Raw genomic sequence first — 22,334 nt, forward strand, 5'->3', positions numbered from 1 at the left:
TGTTCAGTTCTATATTACCAACATTTCCTAGGTGGATTAATATTCGTTCTGTTAATACATTTTCAGCAACAGCATATGGCCGGAGGGGGAGAATTAAGACCCATACCGACCAATGCTCTCGCCATTAAACTAATCAAACGTACATACTTTGCTTATCATAAGTTGTTAGCAACGCAGATAAATATGCTGAGCAGAAATTTGCATTGTATACATAACACCCGTTATGGGATTTGTCACCGGAATCTATTAGAAGTTCAATTACCTTTGGCCAATTAGAGTAGCTGTCCACCTGATGCCTCGAGACGAGTTGCATTTACCCAGCCCATCTCATCCGTGCACAAGGACGCAACAACCCCTCCGATATCGTCTGCTTCACCGACCCTCCCTAATGCTGTATTTGTGGCCACAAATTCATTCATTTGAGAATCGTCCCTTACTTTACCACCTCCGAAATCAGTGGCGATAGCTCCTGGGGCGACTACATTGACACGAATACCTCTTGATCCCCATTCTTTGGCCATGTATTTTGTCAAGATTTCAATCGCACCTTTCATTGCAGAATAGGCTCCGAAGCCCTCAATTACAAATCGAGTCAAACCAGTTGAAATATTAATGATCCTTCCATTGTCAGCAATTCTTGAAATCAGCTTTTGAGTTAGGAAAAAAACACCTTTGAACTGTACGTTCATTAATCTGTCGAATTGCTCCTCAGTAGTTTCGTCTATTGAAGCGTGTATTCCGAATCCAGCATTATTGACCAAAATGTCGAAATGTTCCCGATTCCAGTTTTCTTTAAGTATGTCTGACAGTCGAGAGGAAAAATCTTCAAACGAAGATATAACACCTGTATCCAGCTGCAACGCCACTGCTTTTTGGCCGTTATCTATAATTTCATTAACGACCGCTTCCGCTTCTTCCTTCCGGCTATGGTACGTAACGATAACATCAATTCCTTTTCTGGACAACGCGATGGCAGAATTTCGTCCTAATCCGCGGCTTCCTCCTGTTATAAGTGCAATTTTTTGAGTTGAATCCATGATTTTTGTCCTCCTTTTTTATTTAAGAACAACCACTTGCAATTTTTATTTGTGGTCAATAATGAGCATATACCCTCGTGTTAACTCAAGGTCAAGGGGAAAGAAAAAAATACTGATTGTATTCAAAATTTTTTCTCCTCTGTTTATAAAAATCAACTACTTGATAAGTCTTAATTAGTGGACCATAATGAGGATGAAATCTCGAGTTAACTCCAGATCGAGAGGAAAGGTGAGAAGAAGAATGAAATATTCCATTAATGAGGTCTCGAAGAAATTTGGCCTGTCCATACACACTTTGCGTTACTATGATAAAGAGGGGCTAATGCCTTTCCTTGAGAGGGATAGAACTGGCAACCGTGTTTTCAGTGAAACGGATCTCAACTGGATTTCCATGATCTGCTGTCTGAAAAATACTGGAATGCCCATCAAAGAAATCAAACAGTACGCCGATTGGTGCACACAGGGGATGCAAACGATTAACGAAAGGAAAGTGATGCTCACCAATCACCGCAAGAAAGTCTTAATGCAACTTGAAGATTTGAAAAAAGACCTTAATCTTATTGATTCAAAGATAGAGGTCTATGATAACCCAGAGCTGGCACAAAAGATGTACGGTGGTCTTGAAAAGCAATAGGGAAAAGCAACTGGTTAATTGGCGATTCTTATAGAACCTCTTTTTAATGTTTTCAGACCTAACATTATTCCTTATTAAAAAACAAAATTATTGGGTTGACGAAAAAATTTTTTAAATGTATCATTCAATTAATCAATTGATTATTAAATCCTTATTAATTATCATAAAAAAGGAGGTTAATTCTATGGGAGCAATAGCACTGACAAAAGAGTCATTTCAAAACCACGTTCAATCTGGCCTAACATTGGTTGATTTCTGGGCTCCTTGGTGCGCGCCTTGTAAAGTTCAACTTCCAATCGTAGAAGAGTTAAGCGATGAAATGAAAGGACAAGCGACAATTGCCAAAGTCAATGTGGATGATGAACCTGAATTAGCTTCACAATTTGGAATCAGTAGTATCCCTGCATTGATTCTTTTTAAAGATGGCAAGGTGGCAGACACAATGAGGGGTTTAAACCAAAAGCATGAATTAAAAGATAAAATCTTAGAATTAAATAGTAATTAAAGAGAAAATCGGCAAATACCCCTAATGGTAATTGCCGATTTTTTCGGTAAACTAAATAAGTTAAGTTGAGAAACATATTATTATAGAAATGAGAGACCATTGATAGTAAAAGGCGAAAGGCCTGACGGACATTTAACGTTTGAAGATACTGGTTTCAGCTAATGTAGACATGTGTGAGATTATAATAAAAAGGGGGATATTATGATTCCAGGTTCTTGGAGAGCATTAATATGGATTGGATTATCAGAATTATGTGCATTAAGCTTATGGTTTAGTGCATCTGTTATTGCGCCAGAACTAATTAATATTTGGAACCTTAGTTCAAACTCGGAGGGTTGGCTGTCTGCTTCTGTTCCAATTGGTTTTGTCATTGGATCTTTATTTATTTCATATTTTGGGATTGCAGATCGTTATAATTCTCGGAAGGTTTTTGCAGCTTCAGCGTTTCTAGGAGCAATTTTGAATAGCTTGCTTATACTAGCCGATCAAGCCTTTTTAGGTATCCTGCTTAGGATTTTTACGGGAATAACTCTCGCAGGGGTGTACCCAATCGCTGTAAAAATTTTATCACAATGGTTTCCGATAAAACGAGGGCTGGCTATCGGAATCTTAATCGCCGCATTAACCATAGGGTCATCTTTACCCCACTTTTTAGTGATGTTTTTTTCTGAGTTTAATTGGAAGATAGTGATTATTTTTAGTTCATTTCTAGCTTTAATAGCAGCAATGATTGTCCAATGGCTCTTAGAAGATGCCCCAGAAACATCGAAAAACTTGACGCCTTTTTCTTTTAAATTAATTAAAAAAGTAATTACGAATAAACCAGTAATGCTTGCTAACTTCGGCTATTTTGGCCATATGTGGGAATTGTATGCAATGTGGACTTGGCTTCCTGCTTTTTTGACCGCTAGCTTTACAAGTTATTCATCAGAAATTCCCATTAAGTTCATTGCATTTTCTTCGTTTATTTCAATAGGAATTGCAGGGGCAATTGGTTGTGTAGTAGGCGGGATAATCTCGGATAAAATCGGAAGATCTAATCTTACCATTATCTCTATGTTTATAAGCGCTATATGTTCCGTTTTTATTGGGTTTACATTTGGTCAATCTATTTGGTTAACTTTAATACTTTCTATAATTTGGGGGATGTCTGTCATATCAGATTCTGCCCAATTTTCTGCAGCAGTTTCAGAAGTTGCGGAAATTGAATATGTCGGGACAGCTCTTACTTTTCAAATGTGCATTGGGTTTCTGATAACCATATTTTCTATAAACTTAATCCCTATTATTCAGAGCTTTGTTGGTTGGGGATGGGTCTTTTCCTTATTAGCGATTGGACCTATTTTAGGTATAGTGTCTATGGTCAAATATAAGAATTTCGAATTAGATAAGGCATAAATTATAAAAAACAGGGTTGCTTCAGCAATCCTGTTTTTTTTGGTGCGAAGTTGAGGCTTCAAAAGAAATCAAATTTATTACTTGACGTAAATCATTATCAGATTTAAAATACAACTATTCAATTGATTGATTGAACATTTTAATTAAATCTACTATTGGTAGGCGGTTGTTATTAGTAGAGATGAAATTAAAAAGGACTAATAGTGGTTGATGTAACCACTGAACCAAATTATAAGACATGGAGATGAATATAATGAGATTTGAAAACAAAACTGTAATCGTAACTGGTGGAGGTACTGGAATTGGAAAAGCCACTGCCAAAAGATTCTTTGAAGAAGGAGCAAATGTAATTATTAATGGACGCAGAGAAAATGTGTTAAAGGAAACAGCTTTAGAAATTGACCCAACAGGCAAAAAAGTGTTATATGTAGCTGGTGACATCAGCAAAAAGGAAACGTCGGAGAATTTGGTTAACAAAGCAGTAGAAATGTTTGATGGTGTAGATGTATTAGTTAATAATACAGGGAAATTTAATCCAACACCGTTCCTTGACCATACAGAGAATGATCTACAATCCTATTTAGATACTATCGTTAAAGGAACATTCTATCCTTCACAAGCCGTTATCCCTGAAATGAAAAAACGCGGAGGAGGAGCAATCGTAAATACTGGTTCCATGTGGGCAATTCAAGCAGTGGAAGCAACGCCTTCATCTGCATACTCTGCAGCAATGGCCGGCAGACATGCATTAACAAGAAATTTAGCCGTAGAATTCGCTGGGGATAACATACGAGTAAATGCAGTAGCACCTGCGGTTGTTGAAACACCAATTTATAATACTTTTATGACAGAAGAACAAGTAGCAGAAGTATTGCCAACCTTTAATGCGTTTCACCCACTAGGACGCAACGGTACTCCAGATGATGTAGCAAATGCAGTGTTATTCCTAGCGGATGCTTCATCATCATGGATTACAGGCATTATCATGCCGCTTGATGGTGGGGTCACAGCTCGGTTAAGATAAAAATTAAAAAAGGAGCAATCATAAAAAATGGTTGTTCCTTTTTCTATAATCGAAGATAGTGAGATAGATTAATAGCATCTTTTCTATTAAGGGAAAGTTGGATGGATGAATACTTAATTGAAGGGAAGGGTTTTTTTTGAAAATCAGTCACCATAGTTCAAAACTACAGAGAATCATGGATGTCGGTAAAGAAACTTGTTCAAGAACGAGGATATAATTAGGTTAGTTTTGCAGATATAGCCTAAGCTGCAGGAATTCGTATGAAACCTAAAAAGGTTGCTTGTGCTAAGTCCTGCTTGGTGGAAAAATAGAATGAAAATTGAAGGAACTATACATTGTAAACGGTGATATGTTAATTTCCAGCTAACCAGAAAAAAACCTCTGTAATCTTCTTCACTTGAGCATATGAAATCATAACTTGTTATTCTCACTTCAACTATAGTATTATCAACAATGTAATCAATTGAATAATAAAGGATGATTAGTATGGAAGAGCTCTTTTCATCTGCAAAAAATTATACAGATGAACTATATAAACAATTATCAAGAGTCGGAAAAAGTTTATCCAGCGATAAGCGCCTTGAGATATTAAATTTATTAAGCCAGGGTCCAAAAACAGTAGAAAAGATAGCGAAGGATTCAGGTATGAGTGTTGCAAATGTTTCTCGTCATCTTCAAATTTTGAATGACTCAAGATTAGTTAAATTTACTAAAAAGGGAACGTATGCTTTTTATACATTAGCTGATCCATCTGTTGCAGACTTTTTGTTTGCCCTTTGGAAAATTGGCGAGACTCAACTTTCAGAAATCAATCGGATTAAAGATGATTTTTTAGGTGGCCTAGGAGACTTCTATACACTAACGATGGATGAAGTATACGAGAAGATGAGCAACGGGAATATTACGCTTATAGACTTGCGTCCAAAAGATGAATATGAAGCTGCACATATAGAAGGAGCGGTCTCTATTCCTATGGAAGACTTGGATTCATATCTTCAAGAATTACCGAGAGAGAAAGAAGTTATAGCCTATTGCAGAGGTAAATTCTGTGCTTTTTCAGCTATAGCTGCTCAAAAATTGAAGGATCAAGGGTTTACTGCCTACCGTATGGCGGAAAGTATTCTTGAATGGCAGAAGTATCTGGATCAAAAAAATTAATATATCTATCATGACTATAGAATATGAACGTTTATATGCTTTCTTTTTGATTGTTTTTACAAAGAACAATGTGAATTGAAAGTATTCCTTGGCTAATGCCATACACTATTAAATCTACAGGGTTGTTTTTATAGCAATAAAAATGTTCTTTAATAATGTCAGTAAGAATGGAATAAGAGAGTAAATAATGTTTTTATTTTTGTACTTATTGGGAAAGACAAATTTTATAACACATTCTTTCATCGGTGTGATTTTCATAATTTATGCTTCCTTTCTTACTGACATACATTTTTCACTAATGCATTCTTGAAGATTATATGAAAACCTTTTAAACCATTGATACTCTCATATTTTTCCGAATATTTTGATAAATAGAGAGGGAAAAATAATGAATAATGATAGTCTATATAAAAAATCTAATATAAATCGTTTAGGAGAATTTAGCAAATTGTCTCCTGATGTATTTAATGCATTTGCGGCTTTTGACAAGAAGGCATTGGAAGCTGGTAAATTAAGCTCCAAAATAAAAAAGTTGCAATAGCTGCAGCCCTTACAACAGGGTGTCCTTATTGTATAGAACTCCATGTTAAGCAATGAGACCTGGAGAACTTAGTGTTAAGGAAAAAGAGCTGATCGCAATTGCCGTAGCCCATACAACAGGGTGTCCATATTGCATCGACATTCACACTAAAGGAGCAAAAAAAGCCAAAGCGACAAAGGAAGAAGTAGCTGAATCTATTTGGTTGCTACAGCATTAAAATCAGGAACTGCCCTTGCATATGGAGTAAATGGATTAATTGCATTTGTTGAGTCCATTTAACTTTTTATCCTTCTCTAACCAAATTTAAAAAATGCTATATATTCAGGAGTGTTAAAGCGGTTAAAGATAAGAGAGCTTATCAGCTGCAAGCACACCAATAATTGGTTTCAAAAGGTAGAAGGCCAGTATAACTTTACAGATTTTTTCTTTCTGCCGGATGTGGGGGTTTGTGAATTTTATTATCTAAAAAACAAATTCCCTCCATGCATCCTTTAACAAGCAAAAACGTAGATGAGAGAACTGCAAATGTAATATAGCCATTCCATCCCTTATGATATTTGACTAAATTTGTATTCTTTTCAAGCCAATTCTCAAATAGCGTCATGGGTCCGCTAAAAAGGATAACACTTAAGATTGTTTTTATTGGCTTCATTTTATAGGTAAATTGATTATACATAACACATGATAAAGGAAACAGTATGTATAAAAACACAATGTTTGAATCAAAAAATTTAGGTAGATAGCGATGTGGATATTCCAAATATTTTGTTTTTATTACTGGTCCATCAAATACAGTAGAGACTAAAGTTTTAATAAAGTAAATTAGAAACCAGTCCTTTAAATCTCCTTTTTTTCGCGTTAAAAAAAATATGCTTCCGCCAATTCCAAACATGGTCAATAAATTCAATATTGTTCTGTCCTTCATAAATACACCTCCTAAAAATAATTTATCCATTGCAAAATGTATTATTAGCTGAAAAACAAATTATTAGTTTCACCAACAAGAAACTGGTTATTTTATACTAACGCTCATTTATCAAGGTTAATTAATGTAAATTATCTATTTTCGCCCGCGGAATAAACAACTGGGCTTTATGAAAATTTATTGACTCAGATGAGTATCGCGTGTAATTACAGAATTAAATTTGTCTGCCACCTGGGATAAAGAAGAGAAATAGGGGGATTCTGGTTCAAACATACTTAATCCTACTGATGATGAGAAAGAGACTTTCCTCTTGACTAAAGAAGTCACACCTCATATAATTCAATTATTCAATTTATGAATTGAATAATGTCTTTTTGAAAATGTTTTACACAAAAATCTGCAGTAATTTCTAACCAGCCAATACTGTTCTAATAATTGGAGGTATTCATGAAGATTGATGTTTGTTCGAAAAAAATAGATATCACATTTTGTTACATGGGGAAAGTTTACTTTGATGAGGCAAATACTAAAAAGAAAAGCTCTTTCTCACGCATATGTAGAAAGCCCGCACACACGATGGGAAGGAGGAATAAATTTTGAGCAATCCTATAGTTATAGTGGGAGCTGGTTTAAGCGGCCTTCGTGCAGCGTCTCTGCTTTCTGAACTGGGCATAAAATGCAGGGTTCTGGAGGCTAGAGATAGGGTTGGAGGAAGGGTGTTGAGTACTCCACATCCAAACAGATCTGACGCGGGTAAGTTTGACCTCGGGCCGACATGGTTCTGGCCACAGCATGAGAAGACTATGGCTAATTTAGTCAAGGAACTGAATTTAGAAACCTTTGACCAGTACACTAAAGGAGCAATGCTTTCAGAGCGATACCATAACGCATTACCTGAGCGTTATGTACTGCCAGAAAATTCTCTTGAAAGATCGGTGCGATTTACAGGAGGAGTTCAATCCCTTATTGAAGCTATTGAAAATACAATTCCGCCTGGCATAGTTGAGTTAGAAACGAGAGTAACAGCAATTCGACTAGATAAAACCGGTGCAATCACACTTGACGTTGAGCATGCAAATGGAAGTAAAGAAGAAGTCTATGCCAGTGCTGTTATCTTAGCATTGCCGCCTCGAATTGTGGCGAGTCATATTGAATTCTCTCCTTCACTCCCTAAAAACCTTATGACTGATCTTGTAAATAAACCTACCTGGATGGCAGGGCAGGCGAAGGCAGTTGCAATTTATGATCATCCTTTTTGGAGGGAATCAGGGCTCTCTGGCTTCGCAGCGAGCTGGGTTGGACCTCTGCAAGAAATCCATGACGCTTCTCCTAATACAGGCTCTGGTGCCTTATTTGGTTTCTTCGGGATGCCAGCAAAAATGCGAAGAGAACTCGGGGAGGATGAAATATTAAAATTGGTCATTGACCAATTGGTTCGGCTATTTGGACCTGACGCCAATAAAGTGAGTTCTATACTTTACAAAGATTGGTCCGGAGATTTCGAAACGGCTGTTGAGGAAGACAGCAATCCCCTTAGGGACTTTCCTGTATATGGTAAACCGCCGCAAGGAGGAGTATGGGAAAATAAAATCATTTTCGCTGGTACAGAGACTAATTCACAATATGGAGGACATCTTGAAGGTGCACTTCAGTCAGCTGAACAGGCAGTATTTGAAATCACTAATCTAAAAAACAAAACCTTATTAAGATAACTTAATACAATTAAACAATTTATTATGATATTTTTTTCTCTTATCCTCAAAAATTCCATTCACAGCAGCAGGAGGCCGTATGTGATGAAAATGATGAAAGCTATTTCATCTCTGATAAATGGCCTTGGTTCAGACAGTGAGCTTATAATCGCAGCTGGCTCTGGTGAGCAGCTGGAATTGTCAGCAATGGACTTTTTAAAAGGATCAAATACGGTTAGAGGTTCATTTACTGTCCAAGCAAAGGATATCCAAGAAGCCGTTAAATTCAGTGTTTCCACTGATGTACGCCCAATGATTGAAACTTTACCATTAGAACGTGCTAGTGAAGCATACGATAAAATGATGGCTGCTTCGACTGGATTTCGTGCTGTACTAAAAATCTCTGAGTAATTTTTATCAGTGGTTTTACCTTTCACAATGTCATAAAATAACAGTTAATAGGGATATAAAAGTTAAATCGACATTTAAATCTCGGGAATAACCTTATTGAGGAGGAAGAATGGTGGAGGAAAGAATTGAAAAAGCAATTCAAGATATTTACCCTGATGACTTTGCCTGGTGTTATGGATGTGGAAGATTGAATAAGGATGGTCATCATCTTCGAACGGGCTGGCAAGGGGACAAGACCGTTACAATTTTTAAACCCGATTCAAAGTACATGGGTATCCCAGGCTTTCTTTATGGTGGACTTATGGCATCATTAATAGATTGTCATGGATCCGGCTCAGCTGCACTTGCTTTACATTATAAAAACGGAAACGAAATCGGTGATGGGACCGAACCGCCTCGATTTGTTACGGCTTCTCTTAATGTGGAATTCCTAAAACCTACTCCACAAGACGTTCCGCTAAAAGCTATTGGAACTGTAGAGGAAATTCATCCAAAAAGATGGAAAGTCCATACAGAAGTATATGCCGATGATAAATTATGTGCTCGTGGAGAAGTAACTCTTGTCGTAATGCCAAGTACTTTTATAAATAAATAGATTGATAAAAATGTTTTATCAGGAAAAGTTAATTTTTATATTAATAAATTATTTCTATATCACTCAAATCCTATAACTTTTTTTCCACCCAAACATTTTCAATAGTGTTCATAGATTACAATTAACACTTTCATAAAAAATGCCCAACTCCTTGGTATATACGGGATTGGGCATTTTAAAATTTACTTCATATTTAATGTTAAGAAGGATTAACGCTTATTTGCTTGGTTCGACTAAAAAATTTCAATTAATAAATGTTTTAAGATTGCAGCATTGGTTTAATATGGCTTTCAGTACTTTCAAGATAAAATATTAGAGAAAAAGTAAAATAGTAATTTAAGCTACTTCAATAAGATTTGATTAATTACCTTCAATATTCGTGCTTTTCTGATTCAAAAATACGCGTTCTCTTTATTGTTTTAGGTACTGATGGGAGATAATGCATTATAAACGCATGGCAAATTTCAACCTTGCGTTTTTTTTATGGACAATTTTCTTCCTAATAGTTGTTAAAATGAATCTTTGTTCAATACCTCAGTATTTACTTCCTAATTTATTGGAGATTCGCAAGCCGTACTCGATTACTTTTTCGATTAAGCCGTTTTGTCTTTCTTCTGTGATATTGAAATTAACATATCCGATGCTTATGGCTCCAAGGAGTTCATTTGCATGATCGAAAATAGGTGCAGCGACAGAAGAGGTTCCAGGCGTTTGTTCACCATGACTCTCCCCATAACCCTGCCTTCTAACTTTGCTTAATAGTTTTATAAACGAATCTCTTTCCTCGGAGGGGACTAATGAATTAATACCTTTGACAGTCTCGGAGTTTGGCATATTAGCTAACAGCACTTTGTTGGCTGCCCCAATATTCAACGGAATTCGAATCCCGAGCTGATCATTGATGCGAATAGGATTGTTGAGACAATCAATTCTTTCAACTACTAGTGATTCTAATCCAATTGGCTTGCTGAAATACACACTTTCCTCCACCTCATGCATTAATTTTTCCATCTCTGGGCGAATCAGTCCAACAAAATCAAAGGTGTCATACATTTTAAGTCCATATTCCAACCAGGTGTTACCCATAGAATATAATTTCAAATCTGGGTCCTGCTGAATAAGCCCGTGCTGCTTCATGGATTGAAGGAGGCGATGAAGTGTACTGACAGGCAAGTCGCATTCCTTTGATAGATCTGTAATGGAAATCCACATTCTTGTATCATTTTTAGACAAAACCTTGATTACCTGCATGGCACGATCGATTGTCTGCATCTTTTATCCTTCCATTCCTTTTAATTTACATTATTGTATTGAAATAAATTATTCAGTAAATTCAAAATATATTGACATGAAGAATCTATCACTATAATATCATATTATAAGTTTTCCTGTCAGAGGAAACTAATTCCAATATGCGGAAAAAGGAGGTTGAGCCAATTAGTGACTTCAATGTACAAAAAGCTAAACACTGTCATTTTAAAGCATCCAAAAGAAGCATTTATCAGTCAGGAGCATTTAAGGAGTGAGTGGAAAAAGTTTAACTATATCAACGAGCCGGATTATATGAAAGCCCAGCAGGAATACGAACAGTTTCTAGCCATTATTAAGAAGCATGTCACCCATATTAAATTTCTGCCTGTTTCAGAAAAGGTGGGGCTTGATTCGCTTTATGCTCATGATCCCGTTAAATTTACGAAAAAAGGCGCAATAATTTTAAAATCAGGGAAAACATTACGCCAGCCTGAAGCAGAAATTTATAAAGAATTTTTACAAGAAAAAAATATCCCGATTCTGGGAGAGTTATCTAATGATGCTGTGGCTGACGGGGGAGATCTTGTTTGGTTAGATGACCGCACATTATTAATTGGACGCGGTTATCGAACAAACGATGAGGCGATTCGCCAAATTAAAGAAATGACAAAAGATATAGTTGATGAATGTATAGTTGTCCAACTCCCTCATGATCAAGGGGAAGAGGAGTGTCTTCACCTTATGTCTTTTATAAGCATCGTAGATGAAAACCTTGCAGTAGTGTATTCACGGCTTATGCCGGTATTTCTAAGACAGATGCTTCTGCAACGCGGCTTCCAGCTGGTTGAAGTACCGGATGATGAATACCAGAGACTCGGCTGTAATGTGCTCGCTGTTGCACCGCGCATTTGTGTCATTGTTTCCGGAAATCCTCAAACCAAACAGGGACTGTTGGATGCAGGGGCGACTGTCTATGAATATGAAGGTAATGAAATTTCATATTTAGGCACTGGAGGACCAACATGCCTCACATGCCCTGTGGAACGTGTTTAACCAAAGTCTACTAATCTGAAAAATGATGGAGGAATCATACATGTTAAGAGAATCAACAACAAAATCAACACAAGCTGCCAAAATATTTCATAACACAATTGTAAAAAAACCCGGCTCAACTTTTATCAATGGATTAACAACATCTGACCTTGGAACACCTATTTTAGAAAAAGCATTAGAGCAGCATGATGCCTATATTGAAGCACTTAGAATGTGCGGTACAGAGGTAACAGTTCTTCCAAGCAATGATCAATATCCGGATTCTACGTTTGTAGAAGATACAGCTGTTTTAACACCAGAGTTCGCAGTCATTTCCAACCCTGGTGCGGAAAAAAGAAATGGAGAGATTCACGAAATAGAGCCGGCAGTCAAATCCTTCTTTGATAAAATTTATTATATTAAAGCGCCTGGCACACTTGACGGCGGCGATATTTTACAAATCGAAGATCACTTTTACATCGGAATCTCTACACGGACGAACCAGGAAGGCGCCGAGCAGCTTAAACAAATTTTGGAATCCGAAAACTATAAGGCAACCATCATTCCGTTACAAAAGTTCTTCCACTTGAAAACTGGAATAGCTTATATAGGCAATCAAACGATTGTTGTTGCTGGAGAATTTATCAACCACTCACATTTCAGTTCCTATCAACAAATTGTGGTGCCGCCGGAAGAGGAATATGCCGCAAACTGTATTCGCGTCAATGACTATATCATCATCCCTTCCGGCTACCCGCAAACAAAGCAAAAAATTAATGAAGCTGGATTCCAAACGATTGAACTTGATACATCTGAATTCCGTAAACTTGATGGCGGTTTAAGCTGTTTGTCACTGCGTTTTTAAAAATTTGTTAAAAAAGGTTCGTTTTAATTCGCATAGAAGGAGCGTTAAGTTATGACACAGCTAAGGTGGGGAACCCCAGACGCATTGCGTAGGTTATTGTGTGAAGTAGTAAGCTGGAAAAGTATGACACTTACGGAGGGAGAGCGTAAATTTTCTTTTAAAGTGACAGCGAAGCTCAAGGAGTTAACCTATTTTCGAGAAAATCCTGATTACTTGAGGCTCCATGATACCGATTTCGGCCGGTGCTTTGTAACCGCTTTATATAAGCACCCTGATGCCACAGAAACGATTGTGTTAATCAGCCATTTTGATACAGTAAATACAGAAGAATATGGTGATCTTCAGGAGTATGCCCATCTCCCGGAGGAATTGACGAAATTGCTTCATTCCAGAGCAGATGAGCTGCCAGAAGAAGCCAGGCAGGATCTTCTCTCGGGAGAGTTCTTATTTGGCAGGGGTACGATGGATATGAAAATGGGCCTTGTCATGCATATGGGATTAATAGAAAAAGCAACTGTTGAACATTGGCCAATTAATCTTATCCTGCTGACGGTTCCAGATGAAGAAGTGAACTCATCCGGAATGCGGGCAGCTGTTCAGAAACTTATAGAATTGAAGGAAAAACATCAGCTCACCTATAAGCTTTTCCTGAACGGAGAACCGGTATTTACACAAGAGCCGGGTGACAGAAACTATTATGTATATTCAGGCTCTATTGGTAAAATCATGCCTGCCGCACTTTTTTATGGAAAAGAAACGCATGTGGGGGAACCGCTTAGCGGTATAACAGCACCTTATATTGCCTCGTTTTTAACACAAAGAATGGAGTGGAGTATGGCGCTGCAGGAAACAGATAAGGGAGAGGAAACTCCGCTGCCGGTGACACTGCAGCAAAAGGATCTTCGTCTGGAGTATTCAGCTCAAACACCGTATCGTTCATCGGCTTTGTACAATGTATTCTTAATGAAACGGAATGCAGAGGAAATCATGAATATATTCGAAAAGGTAGCGCAAAGTGCAGCTCACGCCTGCAACAAAGCCTATAAAGAAATTTGTAAGGAACGGAATGTATCTCCCGTAGGTGAGGTCCGTGTGCTGCGCTATGAAGAACTTGAAAAGCATGCTATTCGAAAATTTGGTGCAGATTTTGTTGCGGATATCAAAGACTTGGTACAGAAAAAAGCGGAATGGGATGACCGGGAGAAATCTATCCGGATTGCTGATTCGTTAATTATTAATTGTCAGGAGCTGACACCGGCAATCGTTCTGCTTTATGCACCGCCTTATTATCCGGCAGTCAATTCCTCTGAGGATAAGCTGGTCGCAGAGTGCATTGAATATGTAAAACAACAAGGCTTTGAAAAGTTTGGACTGCCTGTTAACCAAGTACATTATTTTAATGGAATTAGCGATTTAAGCTATGTCAATTATCAGGATGCTGGTGACGGCTGGATCGTATTTAAAGAAAACACGCCGGTTTGGGGCAGCAGCTACAGCATTCCATTCGATGAAATGACACAGCTCCAGGCACCGGTACTAAACGTTGGCCCATTCGGAAAAGACGCTCACAAACGAACCGAACGCCTCCACATCAAAAGCGCCTTCGAAGAAGTACCCGCCCTTGTAGAAGGGATGGTCAAAATGCTGGCAAAAAAGCACCTAATGGTATCAGGCGCAACTAGGTGACAATATGATGATTTTGTCCATTCAGGTGGACAATTCGCGCAGGCTGATACCAATTTAAATAAGGGATGTGATCTAGATGGTAGAGCAAGAGGGTCAGAAGAATCAATTAAACCGGTCGATGAAGCGTCGTCATTTGTTTATGCTTTCTTTGGGTGGAGTAATAGGGACCGGATTGTTTTTAAATGCCGGCTACACGATCAATCAAGCAGGGGCAGGAGGGGCTTTAATCGGGTATTTATTCGGTGGTGTAATTCTGTATCTTGTCATGGTTTGCCTGGGTGAGCTTGCTGTGTACATGCCTGTTACGGGATCGTTCCAGACTTATGCCAGTAAATTCATTAGTCCTTCGGCTGGTTTTTCATTAGGCTGGATGTATTTCATTGGCTCAGCCACAACAGCTGGTGTAGAATTTACGGCTGCCGGAATTTTGATGAAACGCTGGTTTCCGGATATTTCAGTATGGGTATGGTGTGCAATATTCATCCTTCTTTTATTTACACTCAATGCCTTAACAACAAGGGGATTTGCTGAGGCGGAATATTGGTTTTCCGGAATTAAAGTTGTAGCTGTGATCTTCTTTATTATTATAGGCTTCAGTGCCATCTTGGGCATCATACCACTGGCGGACAGGCCGGCGCCATATATGGAACATTTAGCTCCTAAAGGCCTTTTTCCTGCTGGAATTGCCATCGTGTTTGTAACGATGATGAATGTCATCTTTTCCTATCAGGGATCAGAATTAATCGGAATTGCCGCCGGTGAAAGCGAGGAGCCTCAAAAGAATATTCCGCGTGCGATTCGAAATGTCCTATTTAGAATCATTATCTTTTATATTGCTTCTATTATTATACTATCTGCTATTTTCCCAACAAAAGAGCTCGGGATACTAGAAAGCCCGTTTGTAACCTTGATGGACTTGGCTGGAATTCCATTTGCACCTGATATCATGAATTTTGTTATTTTAACAGCTATTTTATCTGTAGGAAACTCTTGTATTTATGCATCGACCCGCTTACTTTGGGCGATGGCTCATGATGGAATGGCACCAAAAGTTTTTGGAAAACTCTCAAAACGGAAGGTTCCGTTCACTGCTCTCGTATTCACCATGATATTTTCACTTTTATCATTGCTCACAAGCGTGTTTGCAGCTGAAACCGTGTTTGTACTATTAATGTCTATTGCTGGTATTTCTGTCACTATCTCATGGATGGGAATTGCTCTCTCTCAATTCATGTTCCGACGTAAGTATATACAAGCAGGTGGAAAGGTAGAGGATCTGAAATATAAAGTCCCATTCTACCCAGTCATCCCGCTAATTTGTATCATATTCTGTGTCTCTATTCTGGTATTCCTGGCTTTTGACCCAACTCAGCTGGCAGGACTGCTTATCGGAATAGGATTCCTGCTTGTCAGTTATATTTTCTATTACTTCAAAAATAGAAAGACAGATAAAGTGAGTTCAAATAATGAGATTGGTGCATGAGAGTAATTATCCTGGCTACCATAAAAACTAAATAGGATTGCACCCATTGGGAACTTTTATTAAGTTCCCTTTTTTCATGTTTAACCCCTGCTAAATTAAAAGGTGTTTATGGTCAATTTCAGCTGCTGAATCAGGCTGTTTTATCTTATCAGTATGAGAGAGTTCTGAACCCGGGAAGCGAAAAGGACATACTCAAATACCAGGGGACTTTAACTTCCAATTGAAAATATTCTAATCCATGGTGCAAGAAGGAATTTTCCGGGAATTTACTAGAGTTAACAATTAGAAATGCCATTGATGGGTTCACCATTGAATTAATGAGAAAGCCTCATTTAGATGTTCAAACATATACTGGGGAACTGGTTACAATCTTTGAAAAATCCACTCAAAAGTAATATGTCACTTAGAAGGATCACTATGAATTATTATGAGGTACTTTGTTATAATGCAAAAAACATTCAGAGTATACGAAGGTTCACTAATATATATATAATTTAAGGAAAATAAGACAAAGATTTTTTGCTGCGAAGATTGTAGTTTTAAAATATGCATTAAGGCAATAAAAAACTTCTTTCGATAGTTTTTGAGGAGAGTCCATAAATTGTGAAGAGCAAAAGCTGTCTATCTAATAGAAGAGGAAGAGAAGGGAGTGTTTCTCCAAGGAAAAGAATATCTTCTAAATTTAAATGGTGGAAAATGCGAATGCAGCAATTTTGTCAGCGCTCATATGCCAAACACTAAGCCTGACTTAAATGCCAGACTTAATGTTTTAAAAAAATGGAACAGATTTAAATATGATGGAGCGGCTTCCTAATTATTAACTTCCTCTTTGGCTAATATTTTCATCGGTTGAACATTTTCATAGCCAAGATCCTTTGCTACTGCTTTATAGGTGACTTCACCATTCATTGTGTTCAGTCCTGCTGCAAGAGCTGGATTTTCAGTCAATGCAATCTTTACACCCTTATTGGCAATTTGCAGCGCGTATGGAACTGTTACATTTGTAAGGGCTATAGTAGAAGTTTGCGGAACAGCTCCCGGCATGTTTGCCACAGCATAATGGATAACACCGTGCTTAATATAAGTTGGGTTATCATGAGTAGTGACTCTGTCAGCTGTCTCAATAATACCTCCCTGGTCAACTGCGACATCAACAACTACAGATCCTGCTTCCATCGATTTTATCATTTCTTCCGTCACTAGTCTCGGTGCCTTTGAGCCTGGGATGAGCACAGCTCCGATCACTAAATCGGAATCTGCAACCGCCTTGGCAATGTTAAAAGGATTAGACATAAGTGTTTGGATTTGGTTGCCGAAAATATCATCGATTTGGCGCAATCGCTCTGGGCTTAAATCAATGATTGTTACATCAGCGCCCAGACCCATTGCAATTTTCGCTGCATTTGTTCCTGCAACTCCACCGCCAATGACGGTAACCTTTCCTCTCTTAACGCCTGGTACACCTGCAAGAAGAATTCCTTTCCCGCCTTTTGTTTTCTCCAGAAGCTGTGCACCAATTTGGGCGGACATTCTTCCAGCTACTTCACTCATTGGAGTAAGCAGCGGCAGCGTATTTCCAGCTTGAACTGTTTCATATGCAATAGCTGTTACTTCATTTTCCACCAGTGCTCTTGTCAGTTCAGGTTCTGCTGCTAAATGCAGGTAAGTAAATAAAATAAGGCCTTTTCGGAAATACATGTATTCACATGAAATGGGCTCCTTGACCTTCATAATCATATCTGCATTTGCCCAAACATTCTCTGCGGCAGATTCAATAGTGGCTCCAACCTCTTCATAGGACTCGTCCCTAAATCCACTCCCAAGTCCCGCTCCAGTCTCGATAACTACCAAATGACCAGCATTAATAAGGCTCATAGCACCGGCTGGGGTTAGAGCTACCCGATTCTCATTATTTTTAATTTCCCTCGGTACTCCAATAATCATTTATAAAACCTCCATTAATCATTATTATTAAAGATTACTAGCTTTAGCTCAGTCATTTCCTGGATGGCATATTTAATCCCTTCACGTCCTATGCCGCTTTCTTTTACACCGCCATACGGCATGTGGTCAACACGGAAGGTGGGTATATCATTAATAAGGACCCCGCCAACATGCATTCTCTTTGATGCCTGTAATGCAGTGTGAATATTATCTGTATAAATGCCAGCCTGCAGCCCATAACGGGAATCATTAACAAAATCAATCGCTTCCTCAATAGAGTTGACTTTGTTTATTAAAACAATTGGAGCGAAAACCTCCTGACATGACACCTTAGATGCTGGATCCACTCCTAATAAAACAGTAGGAAGGAGGATATTGCCTTCACTGGCTCCTCCTGCAGCAACGATTGCTCCATTTTGTTTTGCCTCTGAAATCCATTCAAGAGTTCGTTCCACTTCCTTAGGATTAATTAAAGCAGAAACATCTGTGTCAGGATTTAAAGGATCGCCAGCTTTCAGTTGTTGTGTTGCTTTAACAAATTTTTCAACGAAGTTGGTGTAGCTATCCTTATGGACATAAATTCTCTGAAGGGAAATGCAAACCTGCCCCTGATAACTAAAGGCACCTTCAACACAGCGCTTAATGATTTTGTCGATATCAACATTGTTATCAACAATGAGTGCAGCGTTAGATCCCAGCTCAAGGGTGACATGTTTTAATCCAGCTTTATTCCGGATGCCAATTCCAACCTCTGGGCTGCCGGTAAATGTAATTTTCTTCACTCGCTCATCTGATATCAGCTTTTCACCAATGACCGCACCACTTCCCGTTACCACGTTAAAAGCACCTGGCGGCAGCCCGGCTTTTTGCATAAGCTCAGCAAGAAAATAGGCCGAAATGGGCGTCTGCCCTGCTGGCTTTAATACAACTGTATTTCCAGCAGCAATGGCAGGTCCAACCTTATGGGCAACTAGATTCATCGGAAAGTTAAAAGGGGTAATGGCTCCGATAACCCCAAGTGGTTCTTTCACAGTGTATGCTAATCTTCCTTCACCGCCTGGAGCTGCATCCAGCGGGATTGTTTCTCCGCTAATTCTTTTCGCTTCCTCAGCAGCAAATTTGTAAGTTTGAATAGTTCTTGCCACTTCTCCTTTAGCGGTATTTAGCGGCTTCGCCGCCTCTAAAGAAAGAATTTCAGCAGCTTGATCAAAGTTCGCTTCGAATAGGCCAGCGAGGTTTTCAAGGATTGCTGAACGTTGATGGCTTGGCATTTCAGACATAATCGTTCTCGCCTTGTATGCAGATTCTATAGCTGAATTGACTTCTTCCACTGTTGCACTTGGGATTTCTGCGATCTTTTCTCTGCTATAAGGAGAGAATAGGGGAATATACTGTTTTGCTTCTGTCCACTCTCCATTGATAAACAAGTGATATTTTTTCATTAGCATATAACCTCCAAATTGAACCAGTTTAAATTCTTTTTAAAAAAAGTCTTGTTTGAAATAAAAGTCTACAATTTTTGCTCTATTTTATAGGTGGCATCATGGATAATTTCTATTAAACAATCAATCTCCTGCTTATTAATTGAAAGGGGAGGGGCAAATACAAGTATATCCATCCCATCGAATACAACCGATCGGCAAATGAGTCCCTGTTCGGCTGCCTCATTTACAATCAGAGGGGCGAGAGGTCCTGCTGCTGGTTGTTGGCTATTTATTTCAATAGCTCCCATAAGACCTAAGGCCCTAACATTTGTAACAATCTCTCTCTCTCCCTGGATCCATCTAAAGCCCTTGAGCATTTCTGCACCCATATGTTTGGCGTTCTCAACTAAGTTTTCATTTTCAATGATTTCAATATTCTTCAGGGCTACAGCACATGCCATTGGATGACCGCTATAAGTATAGCCATGCAGGAGTGTGCCAGTTGATAATCGTTTAAAATCTTCATATATCTTTTCCGAGAGGACAACACCGCCAAGCTGTGCATATCCACTAGTTACTCCTTTGGCAAAACACATTAGATCGGGGGCAACACCGTAATGCTCAATTCCAAAGTATTTTCCTGTCCGGCCAAATCCGGTAATGACTTCATCAGTGATAAATAGAATATTGTATTTATCACAAATATCTCTCACATTTATAAAATACTCCCTAGGAGCAATATGAACTCCTCCAGCTCCTTGTACAGGCTCTGCAATAAAGGCAGCAATTGTATCAGGTCCTTCAGATATAATTGCATCTTCAAACGCTTTTGCCGAAAAATTATCCGTATGATAAAAATCCGGTGCTAAGGAATTTGTGAAATCCCTGAAAGGCTTTAGTCCTGTTGCGCTAGTTGCTCCCATTGCAACTCCATGGTAGGACTTTATTCGTGAGATTATTTTCTTTTTCTGAGGCTGCCCTTTTAAAATCCAATAATGCCTTGCTAACTTATAAGCCGTATCATTGGCCTCTGATCCCCCGGAAGTAAAAAAGGTCGTATTTAAATCCCCAGGAGTAATTTCCGCTATTTTAGCAGCTAATCGAATAGCTGGTTCATTGCTAAATGTGGCGAAGGAGGAGCTAAAAGCCAGCTTATTCATTTGTTCCATTGCAGCAAGACCCGGCTCTTTTCGCCCATGGCCAATATTTACATTCCAAAGAGAGGACATTCCGTCAATAACCTTTTTCCCATGAACATCTTCGAGATATACACCGTCTCCTTTTGCAAAAATATAGGCAGGACCATGTTCCTGCTGTTGTTGAATAGGGGATGTCGGATGCATGAAATGCTTTTTGTCCAATTCCGCCAATTCTTGATAAGTAAGTTCTTTTGCGTTCATTATTATTCTCACCTCATACTTTAAATTTAAGTTTCAGAAACCTATTTTTTAAAAATACTTTCCATTAATTACAATGCAAGGATTGTGCCAAATATTATATGTAAGCCATTTTTTCGGGGGAACACACAAAAAAAGAGCTGAATTAATAATCAGCTCGAGTTTTTTATAATTAAGAGTATAAGTTTTCATGAGTTTTAAAAAATGAGTAGCTCTGGGACGGTTTCGCATTTCTTATGGCCACGGCTGCTGCTGAGTGATACAATGGATATTTCCTCCGCCAACCGACACCTCGCGAGTGTTAACCGTAACAATTTGGCGGTCTGGGAACATTCTTTGAAAAGCGGCAACAGCATGCTCATCCTGGGGATCATTGAACGTTGGCAAGATAACTCCTCCGTTACATAAATAACAATTAATATAAGTAGAAATAAAGGTCACGTGTGTTGATCGTTCGTAACTATGTCTGGAGTAATCAATTTCAAAACTTTCAGCTTCGCTTAATGTTATTTGTTTCGGCATTTGTATTTTGTGTATTTTTAGTTTTCTGCCTTTTGCATCTGTTGCATCCTTTAGCCGTTCGTATGCATTCTGAAGCACTTTAAACTGCGGATGAATGGGGTCATCTGTCCAGCTCATGGCAATTTCACCAGGCTTTACAAAAAATAATACCTCGTCAACATGCCCATCTGTTTCATCTCCGACCAGACCATCCTTTAACCAGATGATCTTTTCTACATTCAGGAATTCAGAAAGTCTTTCTTCTACCTCTTCTTTTGTTAAATTTTTATTTCGGTTTTTATTTAAAACACATTGTTCGGTAGTAATAAGGGTGCCTTCACCATCCACGGTTATGGCACCGCCTTCTAAAACAAATTCTGTTGCATCGTACCGGCTTATATGCTCGATTTCTAATACTTTTCTTTTTACCTGAAGATCTAAATCCCAAGGGAAATATAAACCCTCTTCAATTCCTCCCCAGGCATTAAACCCCCAGTCAATCCCGCGCACCTCACCTTGATCATTTTTCACAAAGGTTGGACCAATATCTCTCATCCAGGCATCATTAGAGGAAATTTCAATTACGCGGATATGTTCAGGTAAAAGGGCACGGGCATTTTCGAATTGTTCCGGTCTTACACACATGGTAACAGGTTCAAATTGTGCAATCGCTTTTGCAACCTCAACATATACTCTTTGAGCCGGCTTGGCACCAGCTCTCCAGGTATCCGTTCTAACTGGCCAAAGCATCCAGGTCCCCTTATGTTTTTCAAATTCGCCCGGCATTCTAAAACCGTCTTTTTTTGGTGTGCCATTCATTGTTAATACCATG

General features: G+C 38.6%; 21 protein-coding genes. 14 read left to right on the top strand and 7 right to left on the bottom strand.

Annotation, left to right across the window (positions count from 1 at the left end):
- Nucleotides 1-272: 272 nt before the first annotated feature.
- Nucleotides 273-1,037 carry an SDR family oxidoreductase gene (locus DFO72_RS22690; protein WP_113884717.1) on the bottom strand — a complete coding sequence of 255 codons (765 nt, stop codon included), beginning with the start codon at nt 1,035-1,037 and terminating at the stop codon, nt 273-275.
- Between the two features lie 241 nt (nt 1,038-1,278).
- Between DFO72_RS22690 and DFO72_RS22695 the strand changes: the two genes are divergently transcribed.
- The 7 genes from DFO72_RS22695 (at nt 1,279) to DFO72_RS30595 (ending at nt 6,514) form a co-directional block, all read left to right on the top strand.
- The gene (locus tag DFO72_RS22695) at nt 1,279-1,671 is read left to right on the top strand and encodes a MerR family transcriptional regulator (RefSeq protein WP_166672542.1); all 393 of its coding nucleotides are present in this window, start codon (nt 1,279-1,281) and stop codon (nt 1,669-1,671) included.
- A 184-nt stretch (nt 1,672-1,855) separates the two neighbouring features.
- Nucleotides 1,856-2,176, top strand: coding sequence for a thioredoxin (gene trxA / locus DFO72_RS22700; protein ID WP_113884719.1), 321 nt, complete (start codon nt 1,856-1,858; stop codon nt 2,174-2,176).
- 201 nt (nt 2,177-2,377) lie between these two features.
- Nucleotides 2,378-3,574, top strand: a complete 1,197-nt coding sequence (locus tag DFO72_RS22705) for an MFS transporter (RefSeq protein WP_113884720.1) — start codon at nt 2,378-2,380, stop codon at nt 3,572-3,574.
- Between the two features lie 253 nt (nt 3,575-3,827).
- The gene (locus DFO72_RS22710; protein WP_113884721.1) at nt 3,828-4,598 is read left to right on the top strand and encodes an SDR family NAD(P)-dependent oxidoreductase; all 771 of its coding nucleotides are present in this window, start codon (nt 3,828-3,830) and stop codon (nt 4,596-4,598) included.
- Between the two features lie 486 nt (nt 4,599-5,084).
- Entirely contained in the window at nt 5,085-5,756 is a 672-nt protein-coding gene (locus tag DFO72_RS22715) for an ArsR/SmtB family transcription factor (RefSeq protein ID WP_113884722.1), read from the top strand.
- Nucleotides 5,757-6,144: 388 nt separating this feature from the next.
- The gene (locus DFO72_RS30590; RefSeq protein WP_309472974.1) at nt 6,145-6,297 is read left to right on the top strand and encodes a hypothetical protein; all 153 of its coding nucleotides are present in this window, start codon (nt 6,145-6,147) and stop codon (nt 6,295-6,297) included.
- A gap of 52 nt (nt 6,298-6,349) precedes the next feature.
- Entirely contained in the window at nt 6,350-6,514 is a 165-nt protein-coding gene (locus DFO72_RS30595) for a carboxymuconolactone decarboxylase family protein (protein ID WP_309472975.1), read from the top strand.
- Nucleotides 6,515-6,709: 195 nt separating this feature from the next.
- Here the strand turns inward: DFO72_RS30595 and DFO72_RS22725 are convergent, their stop codons facing one another.
- Nucleotides 6,710-7,222 (bottom strand): CBO0543 family protein, encoded by a 513-nt coding sequence (locus DFO72_RS22725; RefSeq protein ID WP_113884723.1) that lies wholly within the window; start codon nt 7,220-7,222, stop codon nt 6,710-6,712.
- A 596-nt stretch (nt 7,223-7,818) separates the two neighbouring features.
- Between DFO72_RS22725 and DFO72_RS22730 the strand changes: the two genes are divergently transcribed.
- The 3 genes from DFO72_RS22730 to DFO72_RS22740 all read left to right on the top strand — a co-directional run bounded on the left by DFO72_RS22730 (nt 7,819) and on the right by DFO72_RS22740 (nt 9,919).
- Complete coding sequence (locus DFO72_RS22730; RefSeq protein WP_113884724.1) at nt 7,819-8,934, top strand: flavin monoamine oxidase family protein; 1,116 nt, start codon at nt 7,819-7,821, stop codon at nt 8,932-8,934.
- An 84-nt stretch (nt 8,935-9,018) separates the two neighbouring features.
- Nucleotides 9,019-9,324, top strand: a complete 306-nt coding sequence (locus DFO72_RS22735) for a hypothetical protein (protein WP_243856248.1) — start codon at nt 9,019-9,021, stop codon at nt 9,322-9,324.
- 109 nt (nt 9,325-9,433) lie between these two features.
- Nucleotides 9,434-9,919, top strand: a complete 486-nt coding sequence (locus DFO72_RS22740; RefSeq protein WP_113884725.1) for a PaaI family thioesterase — start codon at nt 9,434-9,436, stop codon at nt 9,917-9,919.
- 534 nt (nt 9,920-10,453) lie between these two features.
- Here DFO72_RS22740 and DFO72_RS22745 read toward each other — a convergent pair.
- The gene (locus DFO72_RS22745; RefSeq protein ID WP_113884726.1) at nt 10,454-11,191 is read right to left on the bottom strand and encodes an IclR family transcriptional regulator; all 738 of its coding nucleotides are present in this window, start codon (nt 11,189-11,191) and stop codon (nt 10,454-10,456) included.
- Between the two features lie 177 nt (nt 11,192-11,368).
- Here DFO72_RS22745 and DFO72_RS22750 point away from each other — a divergent pair, with 177 nt between their 5' ends.
- From DFO72_RS22750 to DFO72_RS22765, 4 genes are all read left to right on the top strand, one after another.
- Entirely contained in the window at nt 11,369-12,223 is an 855-nt protein-coding gene (locus DFO72_RS22750; protein WP_113884727.1) for a dimethylarginine dimethylaminohydrolase family protein, read from the top strand.
- 40 nt (nt 12,224-12,263) lie between these two features.
- Nucleotides 12,264-13,067, top strand: coding sequence for a dimethylarginine dimethylaminohydrolase family protein (locus DFO72_RS22755; protein ID WP_113884728.1), 804 nt, complete (start codon nt 12,264-12,266; stop codon nt 13,065-13,067).
- A gap of 51 nt (nt 13,068-13,118) precedes the next feature.
- Nucleotides 13,119-14,753 (top strand): M20 family metallopeptidase, encoded by a 1,635-nt coding sequence (locus DFO72_RS22760; protein WP_113884729.1) that lies wholly within the window; start codon nt 13,119-13,121, stop codon nt 14,751-14,753.
- A 76-nt stretch (nt 14,754-14,829) separates the two neighbouring features.
- Nucleotides 14,830-16,236: an amino acid permease gene (locus tag DFO72_RS22765; protein ID WP_113884730.1), complete on the top strand. Its 1,407-nt coding sequence runs from the start codon at nt 14,830-14,832 to the stop codon at nt 16,234-16,236.
- Nucleotides 16,237-17,046: 810 nt separating this feature from the next.
- Here DFO72_RS22765 and ald read toward each other — a convergent pair.
- The 4 genes from ald to aguA form a co-directional block, all read right to left on the bottom strand.
- Entirely contained in the window at nt 17,047-18,180 is a 1,134-nt protein-coding gene (ald, locus tag DFO72_RS22780) for an alanine dehydrogenase (protein ID WP_113884731.1), read from the bottom strand.
- Nucleotides 18,181-18,194: 14 nt separating this feature from the next.
- On the bottom strand, nt 18,195-19,628 hold the full coding sequence (locus DFO72_RS22785) for an aldehyde dehydrogenase family protein (protein WP_113884732.1): 1,434 nt from the start codon (nt 19,626-19,628) through the stop codon (nt 18,195-18,197).
- Between the two features lie 62 nt (nt 19,629-19,690).
- Entirely contained in the window at nt 19,691-21,004 is a 1,314-nt protein-coding gene (locus DFO72_RS22790) for an aspartate aminotransferase family protein (protein ID WP_113884733.1), read from the bottom strand.
- A 231-nt stretch (nt 21,005-21,235) separates the two neighbouring features.
- On the bottom strand, nt 21,236-22,333 hold the full coding sequence (aguA, locus tag DFO72_RS22795) for an agmatine deiminase (RefSeq protein WP_113884734.1): 1,098 nt from the start codon (nt 22,331-22,333) through the stop codon (nt 21,236-21,238).
- Nucleotide 22,334: the final 1 nt, after the last annotated feature.

The organism is Cytobacillus oceanisediminis, assembly GCF_004366035.1.
Classification (GTDB): domain Bacteria; phylum Bacillota; class Bacilli; order Bacillales; family Cytobacillaceae; genus Cytobacillus; species Cytobacillus oceanisediminis_C.